This is a genomic window from Nocardia sp. NPDC003999 (genome assembly GCF_053604885.1).
In genome coordinates this window covers 25654-44615 of record NZ_JBSGIB010000013.1, presented here as the reverse complement: position 1 = coordinate 44615, position 18962 = coordinate 25654, and the positions used below count along the sequence as shown (strand labels likewise).

The window sequence follows — 18962 nt, the reverse complement described above, 5'->3', positions numbered from 1 at the left end:
TTCCGCGCGACGATCAGAATCCGTGCGGTGGCTGGTGCCGGTAGGGATGCTGGGCCTGCGAGCTGACGTAGCCGAAGTCGTCGGCGACCATCGCCGCCAGCTCCAGCAGCGCCCGCCGGGTCGGCTTGCTCACCAGTTCCAGATCGATTTCCGCGCCCTCGGCGAGGTGATCGTCGAACGGCACGACCTGCACCGCGCGGGTGCGATCGAGGAACAGCTTGCGCAGCTGGTCGAGGTCGACGGTGGACGCGCCGCGCCGGGAAGCGTTCACCACCACGACGGTTCGTTCCACCAGCTTGCCGTAGCCGTGGTGGTCGAGCCAGTCCAGCGTGGCCGACGCGCTGCGCGCGCCGTCGATGGCGGGCGAGGTGACCAGCACCAGCGAGCTCGCCATGTCCAGCACGCCCGCCATCGCCGAGTGCATCAAGCCGGTGCCGCAGTCGGTCAGGATGATGTTGTAGAACGACTGCAGAATGCTGATCGCCTTGCGGTAGTCCGCTTCGCTGAACGCCTCGGAGACCGCCGGATCCTGTTCACTGGCGAGCACTTCCAAGCGGCTCGGCGCCTGCGAGGTGTGCGCCCGCACGTCGGAGTACCTGGTGATGTGCTGATCCTCGAGCAGGTTGCGCACGGTGGAGCGGGTCTGGCGCGGCACCCGGTGCGCGAGCGTGCCCAGGTCGGGGTTGGCGTCGATCGCGATGACCCGGTCGCCACGCTGCGAAGCGAAGGTGGAGCCGAGACCGACCGTGGTGGTGGTCTTCCCGACACCGCCCTTGAGCGAAAGGATCGCGATCCGGTAGTCACCGCGCACCGGCTGGTTCACCCGGTCGGCGAGGTCCTGGTAGACGATGTCGGCCGCCGACTCGCCCGGATTGATCATGCCGCCGGACACCTTGTGCACCGCACGACGCCAGCCGCTGCGCGGCGCCCTGCGGGCGCGCCGGAGCAGATTCAGGTCGTTCACCGAATGTCCCGGCTGGCCGGGCTGCGGCACATGCTGCGGTTGGAACGGCGGTACCGACTGGTGCGGACCCGGCCCGCCTTGCCAGCCCGGCCCCTGCGGTTGCCCGAGCGGCGGCGGAGGCGGCGGTTGATAGGCGGGCGGCGGAGGCTGGTGCGTCACCGGCGGAGGCGGCGGCGCCCAGCTGTAGATCGGGCCGCTGGGCTGATCGAGTTGCGGCGCAGGAGATTCGGGCTGCGCGGAATCCATGGGCACATGCCGGGTCAGGCCGTCGCCGCCGATCTCCTGGCGGTACTCCCCGTAACCGGGATGAGGTCCGTCCGGAGGCGGGGCTATCGGGTGGCTACCGCTATGGCCCGACGGTGGCTGAAAGGTGCCGGTAGTGAACGGCTCTCCTGGAAAGGGCGACGGAGGGGGATACGCGCCCGCGTTCGGCGGGGCGTACGAGCCGTAGGGCTCGGCCGGTCCGGCCTGCGGGGGAGCCCATGCCTGCGCCACCGGGGCGGCTTGCGGGTAGGCCGTGGTCTGCTCCGTCGAGCCGTGCGGCTCGGGCTGTTCGGGTTGGGCGTCCGGCTGGGCCGACCCGGCCGACACGTCGGTTTCCTTCGCTTCCGTGCCGCCGGCCGGCTCGGCCGACGGGTCCTTGGCCGATGACTCCACGTCGCTGACTTCGGCCGTATCCACGGAATGACTCTGCAGCCAGGGTGGAGAGGTCGGATTGTGGTCGTTTGCTGTCACGGTTCCCCCATCTGCTCGGGAGTTCGAGCAGAGAGCTCGGCGCTTGGAGTGCGAATCCAACGCTAGCACGGGGTTCGCTACCCCGTGTCGCGGTAGGCATGCCGGGCTTGGGGAGCCGAATGCCCGCGACAAATGGTCTGTCCCAGCGAGATCGGGCGCCGCGCGGTGGAACCCGCGCGGCGCCCGTCCGCGTACTTGCCGAGATGCGCTGTCAGTGCGCCCGGTTCACCGCCGACACCACCGCGCGCAGCGACGCGGTCGTGATCGAGGTGGCGATGCCGACGCCCCACACCACCTTGTCGCCGATCGCGCACTCCACGTAGGCGGCGGCCTGCGCGTCGTCACCCGCGGACATGGCGTGCTCGGAGTAGTCCAGCACCTCGACGTCGAAACCGACGGCGGCGATCGCGTCGACGAACGCCGCGAGCGGTCCGTTGCCCTTGCCGGTGATCTCCTGCTCGACGCCGTCGACCTTCACCACGGCCACGATCGAGTCGACCCCGCCGTCGGTCTCCGACGCGGTGACCTTCTGGCGTATCCGCTCCAGCGGCCGGATCGGGCTCAGGTACTCCTCGTGGAAGACGTCCCACATCTCCTTGGGCGTCACCTCGCCGCCCTCGCCGTCGGTGATCTTCTGGATCGCCTGGGAGAACTCGATCTGCAGCCGCCTCGGCAACGCCAGCCCGTGGTCGGTCTTCATGATGTAGGCGACGCCGCCCTTGCCGGACTGCGAGTTGACCCGGATGACCGCCTCGTAGGTGCGACCCACGTCCTTCGGGTCGATCGGCAGGTAGGGCACCTCCCAGACGATGTCGTCGACGTCCGCCTCGGCGGCGTCGGCCGCGGTCTTCATCGCGTCCAGACCCTTGTTGATGGCGTCCTGGTGGCTGCCGGAGAACGCGGTGTAGACCAGGTCGCCGCCGTACGGGTGCCGCTCGTGCACCGGCAACTGGTTGCAGTACTCGACGGTGCGGCGGACCTCATCGATGTCGGAGAAGTTGATCTGCGGATCGACGCCGCGGGAGAACAGGTTCATCCCCAGCGTGACCAGGCACACGTTGCCGGTGCGCTCGCCGTTGCCGAACAGGCAGCCCTCGATCCGGTCGGCGCCGGCCTGGTAGCCCAGCTCGGCGGCGGCCACGGCGGTGCCGCGGTCGTTGTGCGGGTGCAGCGACAGCACGATCGCCTCGCGGCGGGCCAAGTTGCGGCTCATCCACTCGATCGAGTCGGCGTAGACGTTCGGAGTCGCCATCTCCACGGTGGCGGGCAGGTTGATGATCAGCGGCTTCTCCGGCGTCGGGGCGATGATCGCCGAGACCGCGTCGCAGACGTCCTTGGCGTACTCCAGCTCCGTGCCGGTGTAGGACTCCGGGCTGTACTCGTAACGCCAATTGGTGTCCGGGTAGCGCTGCTCGATCTCCAGGCACAACGCGGCGGCGTCGGTGGCGATCTTCTTGACCGCGTCGCGGTCGGCGCGGAAGACCACCTTGCGCTGCAGGATCGAGGTGGAGTTGTAGAAGTGCACGATGACGTTCTGCGCGCCCGCGCAGGCTTCGAACGTGCGCTCGATCAGCTCCGGGCGGCACTGGGTGAGCACCTGAATGGTGACGTCGTCGGGGATCGCGCCGTCCTCGATGATCTCGCGGACGAAGTCGAAATCGGTCTGGCTGGCCGAGGGGAAGCCGACCTCGATCTCCTTGTAACCCATCCGCACCAGCAGGTCGAACATGCGGCGCTTGCGGGCCGGGCTCATCGGGTCGATCAACGCTTGGTTGCCGTCGCGCAGGTCGACCGCGCACCAGCCGGGCGCCCGGTCGATGACCTTGTCCGGCCAGGTGCGGTCGGGCAGCGTGATCGGCTCGACCTCCTCGGCGAAGGGCCGGTAACGGAACGTCGGCATCGAGGAGTTCTTCTGTTTGTTCCAGCCGGGCTGGTCGGCGGGGGCTGGTCTGCTAGGCGCGGTGATGGTGCGCGCGCCGGACACAAATGCGTCAGCAGGGGACATGGGCGGTTCTCCCGAGGATGTCGTTTTTCCCAATGGGGCTGGTCGACCGGCGCGGCAAAACCCCGCGACGGGAGCCGGTCCGATCAGACCCCGTCGCGGCGGTCGAGAAGAAGTGCCCGCTGCATGATGTCCGCGAGTTTACCGTGCGGAGATACTGCCGGGAAGGGTGGTCCCGTCGTCGGGTGATCCGACGACCCCGCTACCGTTCGGTCCGGCAGTGAACCACGCTTGTACGGGCCCAGGGTCCGACGGGACGTCGAAGGATTGGCAATGACCTGGCTGGAGCAACTGGCCGTCTTCGGTGCGGGCATCGCGGCGGGCGGCATCAATACGATCGTCGGCTCCGGCACGCTGATCACCTTTCCCGTTCTGCTCGCGTTCGGCCTGCCGCCGGTGACCGCGAATGTGTCCAACACCATCGGTCTGGTCCCCGGCTCGATCAGTGGCGTGCACGGATACCGCCGCGAACTGGCGGGGCAGCGCGAGCGGCTGCTGCGCTTGGGCACCGCCTCGCTGCTCGGCGGCATCACCGGTGCGGTGCTGCTGCTGGTGCTGCCCGCCCAAGCGTTCAAGGCGATCGTGCCCATTCTCATCATGGTGGCATTGGTGCTGGTCGTCGTGCAGCCACGGCTGGCGAGCTGGGTCAAGCGCCGCCGGGAGAACGACGGCGCCCCGGTGCCGGAGCACGGGGGGCCCATCCTGCTCGCGGCGGTTTACGCCGCCGGTGTCTACGGCGGGTACTTCGGGGCCGCGCAAGGCGTGCTGCTGATCGGGTTGCTCGGCGTTTTCGTGCACGACGACATCCAGCGCCTCAACGGGGCGAAGAACGTGCTCGCCCTGATCGTGAACGCGGTCTCCGCGCTGATCTTCATCGTCGTTGCGGACGTGGACTGGCGCGCGGTGGTGCTGATCGCGCTCGGCTCGATCATCGGCGGGCAACTCGGCGCGCGGTTGGGCAGGCGGATGCCGCCGACCTTGCTGCGGGCGGTCATCGTCGTGGTCGGACTGATCGCGGTGATCCGTTTGGTGACGTCCTAGAGCCGGATGTCAATCCTCAGGGTGACGACGGCCGCCGGGCACGGAGCCCAGGATGAATGCCGTGCCTAGCTGGAGAATCGTCATCGTCGCCGCGCTCGCCGCGCTGCTGCCCGTGGTGAGCGGCTGCGGCGGCCCGCCGAGCCGACACGAGTCGGCGGTCGCGGACCTGGTCGCCCAGGCCGACGCCGCGCCGACGCCCCGGCTGGAGTGGGCGGGGTGCGCGGAGCCGGAGCTGAGCCGGTTCCAGTGCGCGACCGCGCAAGTTCCGGTGGACTACGCGCACCCCGACGGCCCGACCCTCGGGCTGGCGGTGGTGCGTCAGCAGGCCGCCGACCCGCAGCGGCGGATCGGCACGCTGTTCTCCGCCGTCGGCGGTCCCGGAGGCTCGGGGCTGCGCTGGGCGGCGAAGGGAGAACTGTTAGGCGGCGAACTCGCGCGCCGCTTCGACGTGGTCACCTTCGACCAGCGCGGCGTCGGCCGCAGCGGGCAGGTGCGGTGTTTCGCGGACGCCGAGCAGCAGCGGCGGTTCTGGTCCGGCGCCCCGCTGCCGCCCGTGCGTCCGGAGCAGGAGCGCGCGGCCGACGCGGCGAGCCGCGAACTGGCCGCCGGTTGCGCGGCGCACGGCGGCGCGTTGCTCGGGCACCTGACCACCGTCGACGCGGCGCGCGACCTGGACCTGCTGCGCCGGGCCGTCGGCGACCCCCAGCTGACCTATGAAGGCGGTTCCTACGCGAGCTACCTGGGCCAGATGTACGGCGCGCTGTTCGGCGATCGGGTGCGCGCCCTGCACCTGGCGTCGATGATCGACCCGGACGCCTACACCAACGACACGCGCAGCGCCATCGAGACCACCGCGGCCGGGACCGAGGAAGTGCTCGATGAATTCCTGCGGTTGTGCGCGGACGCGGGCCGGGAGCGCTGTGCCTTCGCGGCGCCGGACGGCCGCGCGGGTGATACCGGGCGCTCCACTGACCTTCGCGCTCGCAATGACGCTGTGCTGCAACGTCTTCGCGACGCGCCGCTGGTGGTGGGGGCCGGGGAGCGAGCGCGCACGGTCACCTACGCCGAGGCGCTGTCGTCGCATGCGCTGTTGCTGTACGACCCGGACGAGGGTTGGCCCGCCCTGGCTCAACTGCTCGCCGAACTGGAGCGCGGCCCCTCGGGCGATCCCGACACGGTCGGCCGGATCCTCTCGGCCACAACGCAACCGTATGACTTCCTCGACTCGTTCACGGCGATCTCCTGTGCGGACAACAACTTTCCCCGTGACTCGGCCCAATGGCCTTCGCTTGCAAAGGATCTGGCGCGTGTCAGCTCTACTTACGGCCCGCTCTGGCTGTGGCTGCACCAGGCCTGCGCCTCTTGGCCGTCGCCGCCCGAGGGGTATGCCCAGCGATACGCCGGGCCGTGGATCCTGCGATCGGACACCCCAGCCGTGCTGGTGAACAACCGATTCGACCCGGTCACCCCGCTCAGCGCCGCGCGGCGCGCGCAGCGGGAACTGGTGAACGCACGGTTGGTCGTCGTCGAAGGCGGCTACGGGCACGCTGTGCTCGGCGAATGCACACGCAAACTGCGCGAGCGCTATCTCGTCGACTTGCAACTGCCCGCCCCGGGAGCGACCTGTCGCGCGGACGAGCTGCCGTTCGAGCGATAGCGAAAACGGATATCTGTTCACAAATCGGGAATACCGGTAATCTGCGCACGCTAAGCCTGATGATGGAAGGTGACCGGTGCGTAGACGTGCCTTGTTCAAGGCGGCTGGCACGGCCGCCCTGCTCGGTGCTGTGGGATCGATGACGGGGACCGGTGCGGCGTCCGCGGATCCGATGTGGGAGGCCCTGTTCCACGCTTGGGTTCCGGAGATCTTCGCCCCGATTCCCGACCCGCCGGAGCACTCGCCCGCGATCGTCGTCGGCTCGGGCTTCGGCGCCGCGGTGTCCGCGTTGCGCCTGGCCGAGGCCGGGGTGGCCACCACCGTGCTGGAGCGCGGTTCGCGCTGGCCGAACGACCCGTGGCGGGAGATCTTCACCGGCGACGACCTCCCCGACGGTCGCGGCTTCTGGCACCGCACCAACTTCACCGGCGTCACCAAGGTGCCGATGCATTTCGCCAGTTTCGGCGGCGTGCTGGACTGCACCGAGTATCCGGGCATCGACGTCTGGCGCGCGGCTGCCGTCGGCGGCGGTTCGGTGATCTTCAGCGGCGCCATGATCGCCCCGGAGCGCCGCTTCTTCGACCACGTCTTCGGTGGCGGCGTCGACTACGGCGAGATGGAGCGCGTCTACTACCCGCGCGTGCGCCAGATGTTGCGGCTGAGCCCGATGCCCGCGGACATCTACAACTCCTCGCCGTTCGCGCACTCCCGCGCCTGGGACGACCAGGTGCGCAAGGCAGGCTATCAACCCCAGGCCAACGACTCGATTTTCAACTGGGACATCCTGCGCGCCGAATTGGCCGGAGCGTCAAGGGCTTCCGCGACGGCGGCCAGGAGCAATCTGGGCAACTCCAACGGCGCCAAGTTCGACCTGAATCAGAACTACCTGGCATACGCACAGGGCACCGGCCGGTGCGGAGTCTTCCCCGGCCACCGAGTCGACGCCATCGCGCAGGAATCCGGCGGCCGCTACGCGGTCACCGTGGCGAAGCTGTCGCCGACCGGTGACGTGTTGTCCACCCGCACCCTCACCTGTGATCGGCTCTTCCTCGGCGCCGGGTCGATCGGTACCTCCGAACTGCTGGTCCGTGCGCAGGCCACCGGCGCGCTACCGAACCTGAACGAACACGTCGGCGACGGGTGGGGCACCAACGGTGACGTGGTCCTGGCTCGCGGGGCCAGCGCGCTGGCCGGTCAGGGTCAAGGCGTGCCGAGCGCGAGCCGGATCTTCGACGAGTCCGCCGTGCCGCTGACCCTGGAGAGCTGGTACATCCCCGGCATCCCGTTCGAGACCGGCGCGCTCGCCTCGCTCGGCATGGTGCTCGACTCGACCCGCACCCGGTTCGGCTACGACCGGGCCACGAACCGAGTCGGGCTGAGCTGGTCGGTCAAGAACCGGGACGAGACGGTCGCGCTGGCCCGCGCGGTCGACCACCGGATCGCCGAACGCGCGGACGCCCTCGTCGAGTACAGCGCCCTCGGCTACGACGCGAACGCGCTGTTCACCGCGCATCCACTCGGTGGGGCGGTGCTCGGGCGCGCCACCGACGGCTACGGCCGGGTGCACGGTCACCCCGGCCTCTACGTGATGGACGGCGCCGCGATACCCGGCAGCACCGGAACGGTCAACCCGTCGCTGACCATCGCCGCGCTGGCCGAACGCAATATCGAGGCGATCGTTCGCACCGGTCGCTGAAATCCGCCTGCGCCGGGCGAAGCGTTCGCCCGGCGTCTTTCCCGGGGGTATCGCCAACCGTGCCGAGCGTGCTTTCCGCGTACTAATGTCGGCGGCACCGTTCGGCGTCGAAGGGAACCGCAGTGTCCGCTCCCAGCTCGGGTATCGAGAGCTCCTCCGTCGAGCGATACGGTCTGCGGGACGCGCCGGAGCCGCAGGACTATCCGCGCAAGCCGCCCATGCTCTGGACCGATTTCCTGATGCTGGCGCTGGCCATCGTGTCCGTGGCGCTGGTCGCCTGGATCACCTTCTTCCCGGTCTCCGGGCACACCTACCACGTGGTCGTGGTCGTCGACTGGACGTTGTGCGGGGTGTTCGCGATCGAGTTCCTGTGGCGCTGGCGCCGCGCGGGCTGGCCGTGGACCTTCCCGTTCATCTATTGGTACGAGGTCGTCGGCATGATCCCGGTGACCAGCCCGTTCTTCCGCGGCTTCCGATTGTTGCGGGTCGTGGTGATCGGCGTCCGGCTGGCCCGGGTGGCCGACCGGGTGTTCGGCGACCGAGTGACCGCCGCGGTGGTGAACCGGTTCGTGGCGACCATCGTCGACACCATCCGCCGTCCGATGACGATCGCGGTGATGGACGAGGTGGCCGAGGTGCTGCGCACCGGCCACTACACCCGCAACATCGCGGCCGCCCTGGAGGAGAACCGCGCCGAGCTGGACGAGATGATCGTGGAGTTGATCAAGAAGGACCCGCAGGCGGGACGGGTGCGCTACATCCCGTTCCACGACGAGATCATCCGGCTGATCGCCGACACCACGTTCCGCATCGTGTTCCAGGTGCTGGAGGATCCGCGCACCGACGAACTCGTCGCGGACGTGCTGCGGGAGAACATCGATCAGATCCGCGACGCGGTTCGCGACGGTGTGCGGGTGCCGCCGTCCGCGTACGGGCCCACGCCCGACGAGGACTGCGTGCGGCATCGGCTCAATCAGGTACCGCGTGCCTGATCGCGTCCCGCGGCTGTGCCAAACGCACAGTCTCCCAAGCGATCAGCGCGACCATGACGCCGCACAGCAGGGCCAGCGAAGCCAGCGCGGGCAAGGCGCAGGCCAACGGGATGAGCGCCAGCAGCACCACGATGGCGACCACGCGCGGCGCCGTGACGGTGCGCGTGGCGTAGTGCTTGAAACCCACCAGCGCGATCAGATACAGCACGACGCCGCCGTAGAGGGCGTAGAGCGGAATTCCGTACAGCGCGTCCTTCAAAGTGTGGTGTGCGGAATCCCCGACGTAGTACAGGACCTTCTTCAGCCCCAGCGACAGCGCGATGATCCCGACGATCATCGGGAAATGCCAGAAGGTGTAGGACGCCTGCGCGATCTTGATCTGCCGCTTGCCCTCGGCGTGGACCAGTTCGTGCTCCACCGCCAGGGCCGCGACGTCGAAATACGCCCACCACAGCAGACCGGAAATGGCGAGGCCGAGCAGCGAGCCGAGCGCGATCGGCCAGGAGATCGGCAGGCCGGCCACCCCGATACCGATCGAGACGATCGATTCACCGAGCGCGACGATGATGATCAGCCCGTATCGCTCGACGAAATGGGTGGCCGAATTCAACCGCCAATCGGTGCCCGCGAACAGTGTCCAGAGGTAGTCGCCCGCGATCGCGGCTATCCACAGCGCGATCTGCACGCGACCGGTGGTCATGGCGGCGACGACGAGCAATGTGGTGCCGAGGGTGATCGACCCGAGCGCCCAGCGCAGCAGCTGGCCGCGCAATTGCGCATCCTCGGAACTGGCCAGCCAGAACATCCCGAAATGCACCAACCGCACGATCAGGTACGCGACGGCGAAGACCAGCGGACCGAACCATCCTCCGGCCAGATCTCGGAACGCCTCCGGGATGGTGAGCGCGGCGAGGAAGGCGCCGCCCATCGCGGCGAACATCGCGACCCGCGCGATGCCCTCGTCGGCGCGGACGACGTTGCCGAGCCAGGAATAGGCGATCCACAGCCACCACATCACCGCGAGCACCAGCAGCCCGCGCAGCATGTTCTTCGCGCTGGTCTCCTCCGCGACCAAGCCGGTGACCATGGTGAACGCGAAGACGAGCACCAGGTCGAAGAACAACTCGAGCTGGGTCACCGACGCGCCTTCGGCCATCGGCTGGAACCGCACCCGTTTGGAACCGATCATGCGCTCATCGTCGCACCCCGGCCGATTCCGCGCCGGTCCGCTGCTTCGCCCGGCGGCCGATTTCGCGCAGAGCGCAGCCGTCCGCGCTATACGGGTTGATAGGTCTCCGTTTCGGGGAACCGCTCGGCGAAATCTATGAAGCACTCCACGACCACCTCGTTGGCCTTGCGGAAAGTGCGTTTGAGCAGAAATCCGGGAACCGGGAGGGGCAGATAGAGCTCGACGTGGTACCAGACGTGCGTGCCGTCGACGCTGTCGGTCACCTCGAAAAAACCGCCGCCCCGCACGCCCCTGGTGCTGTCGGCGACGATCCAGGAGGACCGGTCGTCGGTCCAATCATATTCCAGCACTTGCAAATCCGAGCTGCCGAGCAGCTCCGCCTTGAGGAAGACCCGCCGGGGTCTGCGTCGTGCGTCGCGGGTCGCGACCCGGACGTCGCTGTAGGACGACGACCATTCCGGAAGCGCTTCGACGTCGGTCAGGGCGTCCATGACCTGTCCGGGATCGGTGTCGACGAAGAATCGGATATCCGTTTTGGTGCGCATGGCATACCTCCGACACCCGGATGGACAAGTCCGGCCGATTGTCTCCGTGATTTGTCCGGTTCGTCAACCTGACTGTGCCAGACCACATCTCGGTTACCGGGATAACGTGCCGTTATCTGCTCGAGATCGGCGATCGGGCAACCGCCGGAACAACTTCCGTCCGGAAGGACGGGCTCGGCCGAGGTTCGCGCGCCTACGATCGGATCCGAATGGGCGCCGGTATCCGGCGCCTTCGGTACGGGCGGGAGGATGTCATGAAATACGCCGAACTGCTGGCGCAGGCGCGCGACGCGATCACGGTGCGCCGGGTTTACGGCGACCCCTACGAATCCGGCGGCGCGATAGTCATTCCCGCCGCCTCGGTCGGGGGTGGCGGTGGTGGCGGCGGCGGTACCGGGAACAGCGCCGACGGGGACGGCTCCGGCGAAGGCGTGGCGTTCGGTGTAGGCGCCAAGCCGGTCGGCGCTTACGTGCTGCGCGATGGACGGCTGACCTGGCATCCGGCCGTGGACGTCAACGCGATCATCGAGACGGCGGGCAAGGTGCTGATCGCGGCCATCCTGGCTTTCGCGCTGGCCCGGCGCGCCAAACGAAGCGCCTGAGCGAGGCGGGCGCAGTTCCCCGTCGGTGAGCGCCGGGCCGGGCGCGGGCGAGGCCGCCCAGCGCTCGGTCCGGCGCGGCGGTCATTCCGACGTGGCGGGCTCGACGATCGCGTCGGGCCCTGGATACACCAGTGACTCGTGACCGTCGGAGAAGCGCACCACGTAGGGCGGCGTCCCGTCCGGCCCGCGGACCTCGATGATCTCGGCCAGGTGATCCACTTCTCCCACCACGTGTCCGTGCACGCAGAGTCGATCTCCTACATGTGCGATCATCGCCCCATTATCGAACGGAGTGCTGCGCGTCACAACCACTCAGCGAAGGCGCACGGGATCCGATCACGGTCATCCGCGCTCATCACACGGTCGACCGCGGCTTCGATCAGTGCCCGGCTCCGCTCCGTGGTGACCACGGCGGACCGCTCGGCAGTTGAAAGAACTCCGCTTGTAGTACTACGTGTCAAGCGCTGCGGCGGGAGCACAGCGCTTGTTTTTTCCCGGTGCGGCGCGAAGAGTTCGGCAACGGCGCGCAGGTCGCCCGGCTCACGCGGGCCCGAATTTCCATCCGAGTCCCCCGGGACGCTGCCCACGCCCGCGCGGCCACACGTCGGCCCGGCGGAGTCGGGCCGGGTCATCACGCCGGGGTTGGGCTTGTCCGGGCCGCGGTCTGCCCCGGACATTCGTCGCCTCGGCCGGAGGGGCCCGGTCAGCTCGCGTCGGTGAGGAACGACAGCCGCACCTGCCGGTCCGGGTTGTCGACATTGAGATCGACCAGCGCGATCGACTGCCAAGTACCCAGGGCGAGCTTTCCGCCGAGTACCGGAATGGTCGCGTAGGGCGGGATGAGGGCGGGCATCACGTGCGAACGCCCGTGTCCGCGCGAGCCGTGCGCGTGCCGCCACCGGTCGTCGGCGGGCAGGAGATCACGCAGCGCGGCCAGCAGATCGTCGTCGCTGCGCGCGCCGAGTTCCATGATCGCGATTCCGGCCGTGGCATGCGGCACGAAGACGTGCAGCAGCCCGTCACCGCCCGCTTCTCGCGCGAATGTCGCGCACTGCGGCGTGATGTCCTGTACCACTTCACTGTGGCCCGTTCTCACCTCGAGCAGCGTGCTCTTCATGCGCCCATCGTCCCCCATCCGCGGCGGCCCGCGCGGCGCGATCGGGATCGGATGCGGCTGTGTGCTTTTCCACAAGCCGGGTAGGTAGCGGCAAAACCGCTGGCCCCGGCCGGTACCCTGGATGACTGTTACCAGTTTGTTGTCGATCTTGGAGGACCCTGTCGTGGCTCTCGTGGTTCAGAAGTACGGAGGATCCTCGGTAGCGACCGCCGAGCGGATCCGGCGCGTCGCTGAACGGATCGTGGAGACCAAGAAGCAAGGCCACGACGTGGTGGTGGTCTGCTCCGCCATGGGTGACACCACCGACGAGCTGCTCGATCTCGCTCAGCAGGTGGCGCCGTCGCCGCCTGCCCGCGAGATGGACATGCTGCTCACCTCGGGTGAGCGCATCTCCAACGCGCTGGTGGCCATGGCCATCCACTCCCTCGGCGCGGAGGCCCGCTCGTTCACCGGCTCGCAGGCGGGCGTGATCACGACGGGCGCGCACGGCAACGCGAAGATCATCGACGTGACCCCCGGCCGCGTCCGCGACGCACTGGACGAGGGCCTCGTGGTGCTGGTCGCAGGCTTCCAGGGCGTGAGCCAGGACAGCAGGGACGTCACCACGCTGGGCCGCGGTGGCTCTGACACCACAGCGGTCGCGCTGGCCGCCGCGCTGGACGCGGACGTCTGCGAGATCTACACCGACGTGGACGGCGTCTTCACCGCCGACCCGCGGATCGTGCCCGACGCGCAGCGGCTCGAGCAGGTCTCCTACGAGGAGATGCTGGAACTGGCGGCCTGCGGGGCCAAGGTGCTGATGCTGCGCTGCGTCGAATACGCCCGCCGCTACAACGTGCCCGTGCATGTGCGCTCGTCCTACACCGACAAGCAGGGCACCTACGTTTACGGATCGATGGAGGACATCCCCTTGGAGCAAGCAATCCTCACTGGCGTCGCGCACGACCGCAGCGAGGCCAAGGTGACCGTGGTCGGCCTGCCGGACGAACCGGGCTACGCCGCCAAGGTGTTCCGCGCCGTGGCCGACGCGGAGATCAACATCGACATGGTCCTGCAGAACATCTCGAAGGTCGAGACGGGCAAGACCGACATCACTTTCACGCTGCCGAAGACCGAGGGCGCCCGCGCGGTCGAGATGCTGACCAAGCGCCAGTCCGAGATCGGTTTCTCCCAGGTGCTCTACGACGACCACATCGGCAAGGTCTCGCTGGTCGGCGCGGGCATGAAGAGCCATCCCGGCGTCACCGCCACGTTCTGTGAGGCGCTGGCCAAGGCGGGCGTCAACATCGATCTCATCTCCACCTCCGAGATCCGGATCTCCGTGCTGGTCAAGGACACCGAGCTGGACGAGGCGGTCAAGGTGCTGCACAGGGCGTTCGACCTGGGCGGCGACGAGGTCGCGGTGGTCCACGCGGGAACGGGGCGATAGGTCATGGGTATTCGCGTAGGAGTCGTCGGCGCGACCGGGCAGGTCGGCGCCGTGATGCGGAAACTGCTGGAGGAGCGCAACTTCCCGGCCGACGAGGTGCGGTTCTTCGCCTCGGCTCGTTCGGCGGGCAAGACGCTGCCCTGGCGCGGCCGCGAGATCGTCGTCGAGGACACCGAGACCGCCGATCCGTCCGGCTTGGACATCGCCTTGTTCTCCGCGGGCGCCACCATGTCCCGCGTGCAGGCGCCGCGCTTCGCCGCCGCGGGAGTCACGGTGATCGACAACTCCTCGGCGTGGCGCAAGGATCCCGAGGTCCCGCTGGTGGTCAGCGAGGTCAACCCGGAGCAGGCGCGCAACCTGGTCAAGGGCATCATCGCCAACCCGAACTGCACCACGATGGCCGCCATGCCGGTGCTCAAGCCGTTGCACGACATCGCCGGTCTGCGCCGCTTGATCGTCTCCAGCTACCAGGCGGTCTCCGGCAGCGGGCTGGCCGGTGTCGAAGAGTTGGCGAGCCAGGCCCGCGCGGTGATCGATGACGCCGAGAAGCTGACCCACGACGGCCGCGCCGTCGACTTTCCCGCGCCGAACAAGTACGTCGCGCCGATCGCGTTCAACGTGCTTCCGCTGGCCGGTTCGCTGGTCGACGACGGCTCTGGCGAGACCGACGAGGACCAGAAGCTGCGCAACGAGAGCCGCAAGATCCTCGGCATCCCGGATCTCGCGGTGAGCGGCACCTGCGTGCGCGTGCCGGTCTTCACCGGCCACTCGCTCTCGGTGAACGCCGAATTCGCCGAGCCGCTCTCGGTCGAGCACGCCAAGGAGATCCTTGCCAAGGCTCCCGGCGTGAAGCTGGTCGACGTGCCTACCCCACTCGCCGCGGCGGGCGTCGACGATTCGCTCGTCGGCCGCATCCGCCAGGACCCGGGCGTGCCGGACGGTCGCGGGCTCGCGCTGTTCATCTCCGGCGACAACCTGCGAAAGGGCGCTGCGCTCAACACCATTCAGATTGCCGAGGTACTCCTCAGCGACCGCTGAGACGTTTCTCGATCGAACGGGCCGTGGACTTTCCGCGGCCCGTTCGTCGTTTCCCGCATTCGCGCGAGCGCGCCCAGCGTGGATGATGCCGCCGGTGCTGTTGGCGGCTTCATGTCGCTGGTATCCGCGCTGTCCTGGTCGCCGATCGGGCGGCCTGCCGCCGGGAGGCGCTTCGGCGATGGATCAGCGGGCCCGCAGTCCGTCGAAGACGACGGCGAAGGTGCGTTCGCGCTGCGCTGGAGTAGCGGCGGTGCCGTGGGTGGCGAGGAAGGCGCCCTTGATGAGGCGCATCAGGTCCTCGACCTCGATGTCGGTGCGCACGCCGCCCGCCTCCTGCGCGCGGGTGAGCAGCGTGCCGATGGCCGAATTCAGTTCGTGCACCGGCCGGAGATATTCCGGGGCGTCCTGCCCGCCTACGGCATCGGCGAGATCACGCTTGACGCTGCCCTCCGCCACGAGCTGGGCCAAGAAGTCGAAGAACGCGGTCACCGGTTCCGCGGCGTCGGCCGATTCCCTTGCCAGCGCGATGATCCGGTCGACCCGATCCACGATCGCCGCCTCGAACAGCGCTTCCTTGGTGGGGAAGTGTCGGTAGACGGTGCCCGCGCCTACGCCGGCCCGCCGCGCGATCTCGTCCAGCGGCACCGAGAGTCCTTCCGCCGCGAACGCTTCCTGCGCGGCTGCCAGGACCCGCTCGCGGTTACGGCGAGCGTCGGCGCGCAGCGGTCGGCGCTCGGGTTCGGTCACGAGGACCGAGTCTACTGTTGACAAACGGGGCGCTCGTTCCGAAAAATAAGCGGGTCCTGCGTTCCGCTTATCTGGAGGTTTGTGATGGCTGCTGATTCGTCCGTGCGAAGCCCGCGCGAATTGGTCGAGCGGTTGTTCGGTGAGCTACCGGCCCGTGACCCCGATGCGTTCGTCGCGCTGCTCGCGCCCGACGCGGTGTTCGAAATCCCGTTCGCGATCCCCGGCCACCCGACCCACTTGGAGGGCCGCGAAGCGATCCGCGAGCACCTGGCGCAACGATGGTCGGGCCTGTCCGGAATCGAAGTGCACGCGATCCACCCGCAGGTCTACGAGACCACCGATCCCGAAGTGCTGCTCGTGGAGAACGAGGTCGACATGACCATCCCTGGATCCGGCCGCGCCCGAAGGCGCACCTCCGTCAACGTCGTCCGGGTCCGCGACGGCCAAGTGGTGCTCTTCCGCGACTACATGGACACCGCCCGCTTCGCCCGCCTGGCCGCGGACTGAAAATGGCCTCGCCCGGCCCGGGGCGGGGCTGTTAGCCTGCGCCGATGGCGAATCCTCATCCTCACGTGTATCTCGGCGACCGGATCGTCGCGGCCGAAGCGGCCACGGTGGGCGTCGCATCGTCGGCGGTGTTGTACGGACTCAGCGTCTACACCGTGTTCCCGGTGCACGTCGATGGGGCAGCGCGTACGGCGTTTCGTTTGGACGACCATTTCCGTCGGCTCGAGGAGTCCTGCAAGATCATCGGGATCGATCGATTCGCGCAGGAGTGGGATTACGCGCGTTTCCGTGCGGCCGTCGTGGAGTTGATCGCCGCGAATGCTCCGCGTGAGGACGTTTTCGTGCGTGCGACGGTGCACGTGGTCGAGTCCATTCCGGGCACGCGGGTGCGGGGCTGCGCCATTCGGGTCAGCATCTTCGTCTACGACGCGGTGCCCATCGTGCCGCAGGACGGTATGCGCCTGAAATCCAGTCCGTGGCGGCGCATTCCGGACAACGCGATTCCCTCCCGCGCGAAAGTCAACGGCGCGTACGTGAACTCGGTGCTGGCCAAGCAGGACGCGATCGACAGCGGCTACGACGACTGTGTCTTCCTCGACGGCAACGGGCACGTCTGCGAACTCAGCGCGGCGAACATCTTCCTCGTCCGCAACGGCACGTTGATCACGCCCGACGTCTCCTGCGACATCCTCGACGGCATCAACCGCAGGACCGTTCTCACCTTGGCGGCGGAGGACGGCATCCCGGTGGTGGAACGCACCGTGGATCTCACCGAGTTGTACATCGCCGACGAAGTGTTCGTCACCGGCACATCATCCGGTGCCGCGCCGGTCGTCGAGGTGGACGGCCGCCTGGTCGCCGAGGGCGTCCCCGGCCCGATCTCCCAGGCGCTGCGCAAACGCCACCATGCGGCATTGCGCACCGACGACGTGCACGGCTGGGTCACGGATCTGTCCGCGACCAGGTAGCGGCTCGTTCAGCGGATGGCCGGGGTGCGCGGGTCGGGTCCCAGGCAGACCAGGATGGCGCAGCCCGGCGGGACGTCCGCGAACGGCGGATCCAGCGGGTGGCTCAGGCAAGCGAAGACGTTGCAGCCCGGATAGGCGGCGGGACCGAGGCCGAATACCGCGATCAGGATGTCCGTGTCGACGAAACGGCGTGGGTCCAGCCGCAGCGGCGGCTCGACGTACGGTCCCGGGTCGGGTACCGGCCGGTCGTAGAACGCGTCGAACACTTTGCGGAAGAACTCGTAGGGCAATTCCTGGGTGTTCTGCACGATTCCGGACACGCCCTGGCTGCTGACGTTCCCGAAGACGCCGGTCCACACCACGGTGAGGTCGAGGCTGGGTATGACGAAGACGTTCTGCATGCCGAGGCCGGCCATCGCGTACACGTCGTGGGGCAGGAAGTCGGCGATTTCGGCGCAACCGCCACCGAGCCAGAACAGGTAGCCGTAGCACGCGTTCGTGGGTGAGGGCGTGCGCGCCTTGCGCAGGTAGTCGCGGGAGACGATCTGCTGCGCTCCCCAGTGCCCGTCGTTGCTCACCAGGAGTCCGAGCTTCGCGAAATCGTTCGGCGGGATCATCAAGTGCGCGTAGCCGTAGGTGTGCCCGGATCGGTCCTGAGCCCAGTAATAGTCCCCGCGAGGAATTCCGAGCGGATCGAACAGTTCGCGCTGCGCGAAATCTTGCAGGGGTTCGCCGACGGCCAGCTCCAGCACGTAGGCCAAGAGATCGACATTGCGCTGGCTGTAGGTGAAGACGGTGCCCGGCGGGTTGTCCAGCGGCACGCCCAGCGCCTGCACCGCGCTGTCCGGGTCGACCGGGATCACGCCGGTGACGCCCTCGGTCAGCACGCCGACCCGCATGCCCGAGGTCTCGGTGAGCAGATTCTCGACGGTGATCGACCGGTGCTCCGCATCACCGAGCCCGGCGGGCAGATAGCGGTCGATGGGCGCGTGGAGATCGAGTTTTCCTTGGTCCCACCCGATTCCGGCGAGCAGCGAGACGACGCTCTTGGTCGCACTCCAGATATTCCACGCCACGTTGCCGGTCTGGTCGTTCGTCGGTCCCTCGCCGATGAGGCAGTTGTGCCGGAACACCTGCACATTGAAGCGGTTTCGGCCGTTCGCGAAGGTCAGCGCATCCCGCAGTTTCGCGGAATCCAAACCGACTTGTTCGGGTGCCGCCCGCTCCAGATCGCGCCCCGAGGTGACCGCGCACCGCACCTCGTCGCCGGTCGCGGCGGCCGCGCCTCCGGCGAAGACGTTGCCCGCCACCAGCGAAACCGCCGCGATTCCCGCCAGGAATCCACCGAAACGCCCCATGTGCAAAAGGCTAGCGCCCTTTGGCCTGTTCACGCGGTAAACAGGCGGGGAACTGGACATCTGATCTTCGCAACGAGACGCTGACGGGACAGGGGCGTTTGCCGGGTCGGTGCCGGACAGATGGGGCGCGGCACAAGCGGAGCCTGCCGAGCCGGGCGCGAGGAGCCGTTGTCGGTCGGATGGCTCGGTCGACTGCGTCGCGTCTCTCCGGTCGGCAAGCTATCGGTAGGGGACTGGCATATCGCGCCATTCGCCATGGTTGGGCGACGACGGCCCGCTGTGCGGCCGTTTCGGCGGTGGTGCTCACCCGATGTCTACAGCGCAAGGCCAGGGAGGTCGGTGGGCCAGTCGAGCGGCTCGGTGGACGGCCCGATC

At 68.3% G+C, this 18962-nt stretch carries 17 protein-coding genes; 9 read left to right on the top strand and 8 right to left on the bottom strand.

Going from position 1 to position 18962, the window contains the following annotated elements; translation table 11 throughout:
* Positions 1-13: 13 nt before the first annotated feature.
* On the bottom strand, positions 14-1645 hold the full coding sequence (locus ACWESM_RS23860) for a MinD/ParA family ATP-binding protein (protein ID WP_355078712.1): 1632 nt from the start codon (positions 1643-1645) through the stop codon (positions 14-16).
* Between the two features lie 265 nt (positions 1646-1910).
* Positions 1911-3704 carry a 2-isopropylmalate synthase gene (gene leuA / locus ACWESM_RS23855; protein ID WP_397280827.1) on the bottom strand — a complete coding sequence of 598 codons (1794 nt, stop codon included), beginning with the start codon at positions 3702-3704 and terminating at the stop codon, positions 1911-1913.
* A 270-nt stretch (positions 3705-3974) separates the two neighbouring features.
* Here leuA and ACWESM_RS23850 point away from each other — a divergent pair, with 270 nt between their 5' ends.
* From ACWESM_RS23850 to ACWESM_RS23835, 4 genes are all read left to right on the top strand, one after another.
* The gene (locus tag ACWESM_RS23850) at positions 3975-4742 is read left to right on the top strand and encodes a sulfite exporter TauE/SafE family protein (protein ID WP_364435893.1); all 768 of its coding nucleotides are present in this window, start codon (positions 3975-3977) and stop codon (positions 4740-4742) included.
* Positions 4743-4794: 52 nt separating this feature from the next.
* Entirely contained in the window at positions 4795-6399 is a 1605-nt protein-coding gene (locus ACWESM_RS23845) for an alpha/beta hydrolase (protein WP_452493726.1), read from the top strand.
* 76 nt (positions 6400-6475) lie between these two features.
* On the top strand, positions 6476-8095 hold the full coding sequence (locus tag ACWESM_RS23840; RefSeq protein WP_355078708.1) for a GMC oxidoreductase: 1620 nt from the start codon (positions 6476-6478) through the stop codon (positions 8093-8095).
* Positions 8096-8217: 122 nt separating this feature from the next.
* A complete protein-coding gene (locus ACWESM_RS23835) occupies positions 8218-9087 on the top strand; it encodes an ion transporter (RefSeq protein WP_355078707.1) in 870 nt (289 codons plus the stop codon).
* Here the strand turns inward: ACWESM_RS23835 and ACWESM_RS23830 are convergent.
* Together ACWESM_RS23830 and ACWESM_RS23825 are read right to left on the bottom strand one after the other, a co-directional pair.
* Positions 9065-10276, bottom strand: coding sequence for a low temperature requirement protein A (locus tag ACWESM_RS23830; RefSeq protein WP_356963438.1), 1212 nt, complete (start codon positions 10274-10276; stop codon positions 9065-9067). The two genes, ACWESM_RS23835 and ACWESM_RS23830, sit on opposite strands and share 23 nt — an antisense overlap.
* An 86-nt stretch (positions 10277-10362) precedes the next feature.
* Positions 10363-10821 (bottom strand): SRPBCC family protein, encoded by a 459-nt coding sequence (locus ACWESM_RS23825; RefSeq protein WP_355078705.1) that lies wholly within the window; start codon positions 10819-10821, stop codon positions 10363-10365.
* A gap of 254 nt (positions 10822-11075) precedes the next feature.
* On the opposite strand from ACWESM_RS23825, the gene ACWESM_RS23820 reads away from it, so the two are divergent.
* Positions 11076-11423, top strand: coding sequence for a sporulation protein (locus ACWESM_RS23820; protein WP_355078704.1), 348 nt, complete (start codon positions 11076-11078; stop codon positions 11421-11423).
* An 81-nt stretch (positions 11424-11504) separates the two neighbouring features.
* On the opposite strand, the gene ACWESM_RS23815 is transcribed toward ACWESM_RS23820, so the two are convergent.
* Complete coding sequence (locus ACWESM_RS23815) at positions 11505-11696, bottom strand: DUF1918 domain-containing protein (protein WP_039794508.1); 192 nt, start codon at positions 11694-11696, stop codon at positions 11505-11507.
* 430 nt (positions 11697-12126) lie between these two features.
* On the bottom strand, positions 12127-12540 hold the full coding sequence (locus ACWESM_RS23810) for a secondary thiamine-phosphate synthase enzyme YjbQ (RefSeq protein ID WP_452493722.1): 414 nt from the start codon (positions 12538-12540) through the stop codon (positions 12127-12129).
* 163 nt (positions 12541-12703) lie between these two features.
* Between ACWESM_RS23810 and ACWESM_RS23805 the strand changes: the two genes are divergently transcribed.
* Positions 12704-13969, top strand: coding sequence for an aspartate kinase (locus ACWESM_RS23805; protein WP_356963440.1), 1266 nt, complete (start codon positions 12704-12706; stop codon positions 13967-13969).
* Between the two features lie 3 nt (positions 13970-13972).
* Entirely contained in the window at positions 13973-15007 is a 1035-nt protein-coding gene (locus ACWESM_RS23800) for an aspartate-semialdehyde dehydrogenase (protein ID WP_355078701.1), read from the top strand.
* Positions 15008-15190: 183 nt separating this feature from the next.
* Here ACWESM_RS23800 and ACWESM_RS23795 read toward each other — a convergent pair whose 3' ends face one another.
* On the bottom strand, positions 15191-15754 hold the full coding sequence (locus ACWESM_RS23795; protein WP_364435876.1) for a TetR/AcrR family transcriptional regulator: 564 nt from the start codon (positions 15752-15754) through the stop codon (positions 15191-15193).
* A gap of 84 nt (positions 15755-15838) precedes the next feature.
* Here ACWESM_RS23795 and ACWESM_RS23790 point away from each other — a divergent pair, with 84 nt between their 5' ends.
* Both ACWESM_RS23790 and ACWESM_RS23785 read left to right on the top strand, forming a co-directional pair.
* On the top strand, positions 15839-16261 hold the full coding sequence (locus tag ACWESM_RS23790) for a nuclear transport factor 2 family protein (RefSeq protein WP_356963443.1): 423 nt from the start codon (positions 15839-15841) through the stop codon (positions 16259-16261).
* A gap of 44 nt (positions 16262-16305) precedes the next feature.
* Positions 16306-17229 (top strand): aminotransferase class IV, encoded by a 924-nt coding sequence (locus ACWESM_RS23785; protein WP_355078697.1) that lies wholly within the window; start codon positions 16306-16308, stop codon positions 17227-17229.
* Between the two features lie 8 nt (positions 17230-17237).
* On the opposite strand, the gene ACWESM_RS23780 is transcribed toward ACWESM_RS23785, so the two are convergent.
* Positions 17238-18587: a serine hydrolase domain-containing protein gene (locus ACWESM_RS23780; protein WP_452493719.1), complete on the bottom strand. Its 1350-nt coding sequence runs from the start codon at positions 18585-18587 to the stop codon at positions 17238-17240.
* Positions 18588-18962 lie beyond the last annotated feature (375 nt).

What these genes read in the sequence shown, in the direction of transcription:
- leuA (WP_397280827.1), bottom strand. Translation starts at nt 3,704, where the DNA reads ATGTCCCCTGCTGACGCATTTGTGTCCGGCGCGCGCACCATCACCGCG.
- ACWESM_RS23850 (WP_364435893.1), top strand. Translation starts at nt 3,975, where the DNA reads ATGACCTGGCTGGAGCAACTGGCCGTCTTCGGTGCGGGCATCGCGGCG.
- ACWESM_RS23845 (WP_452493726.1), top strand. Translation starts at nt 4,795, where the DNA reads ATGAATGCCGTGCCTAGCTGGAGAATCGTCATCGTCGCCGCGCTCGCC.
- ACWESM_RS23830 (WP_356963438.1), bottom strand. Translation starts at nt 10,276, where the DNA reads ATGATCGGTTCCAAACGGGTGCGGTTCCAGCCGATGGCCGAAGGCGCG.
- ACWESM_RS23825 (WP_355078705.1), bottom strand. Translation starts at nt 10,821, where the DNA reads ATGCGCACCAAAACGGATATCCGATTCTTCGTCGACACCGATCCCGGA.
- ACWESM_RS23820 (WP_355078704.1), top strand. Translation starts at nt 11,076, where the DNA reads ATGAAATACGCCGAACTGCTGGCGCAGGCGCGCGACGCGATCACGGTG.
- ACWESM_RS23815 (WP_039794508.1), bottom strand. Translation starts at nt 11,696, where the DNA reads ATGATCGCACATGTAGGAGATCGACTCTGCGTGCACGGACACGTGGTG.
- ACWESM_RS23810 (WP_452493722.1), bottom strand. Translation starts at nt 12,540, where the DNA reads ATGAAGAGCACGCTGCTCGAGGTGAGAACGGGCCACAGTGAAGTGGTA.
- ACWESM_RS23800 (WP_355078701.1), top strand. Translation starts at nt 13,973, where the DNA reads ATGGGTATTCGCGTAGGAGTCGTCGGCGCGACCGGGCAGGTCGGCGCC.
- ACWESM_RS23790 (WP_356963443.1), top strand. Translation starts at nt 15,839, where the DNA reads ATGGCTGCTGATTCGTCCGTGCGAAGCCCGCGCGAATTGGTCGAGCGG.
- ACWESM_RS23785 (WP_355078697.1), top strand. Translation starts at nt 16,306, where the DNA reads ATGGCGAATCCTCATCCTCACGTGTATCTCGGCGACCGGATCGTCGCG.
- ACWESM_RS23780 (WP_452493719.1), bottom strand. Translation starts at nt 18,587, where the DNA reads ATGGGGCGTTTCGGTGGATTCCTGGCGGGAATCGCGGCGGTTTCGCTG.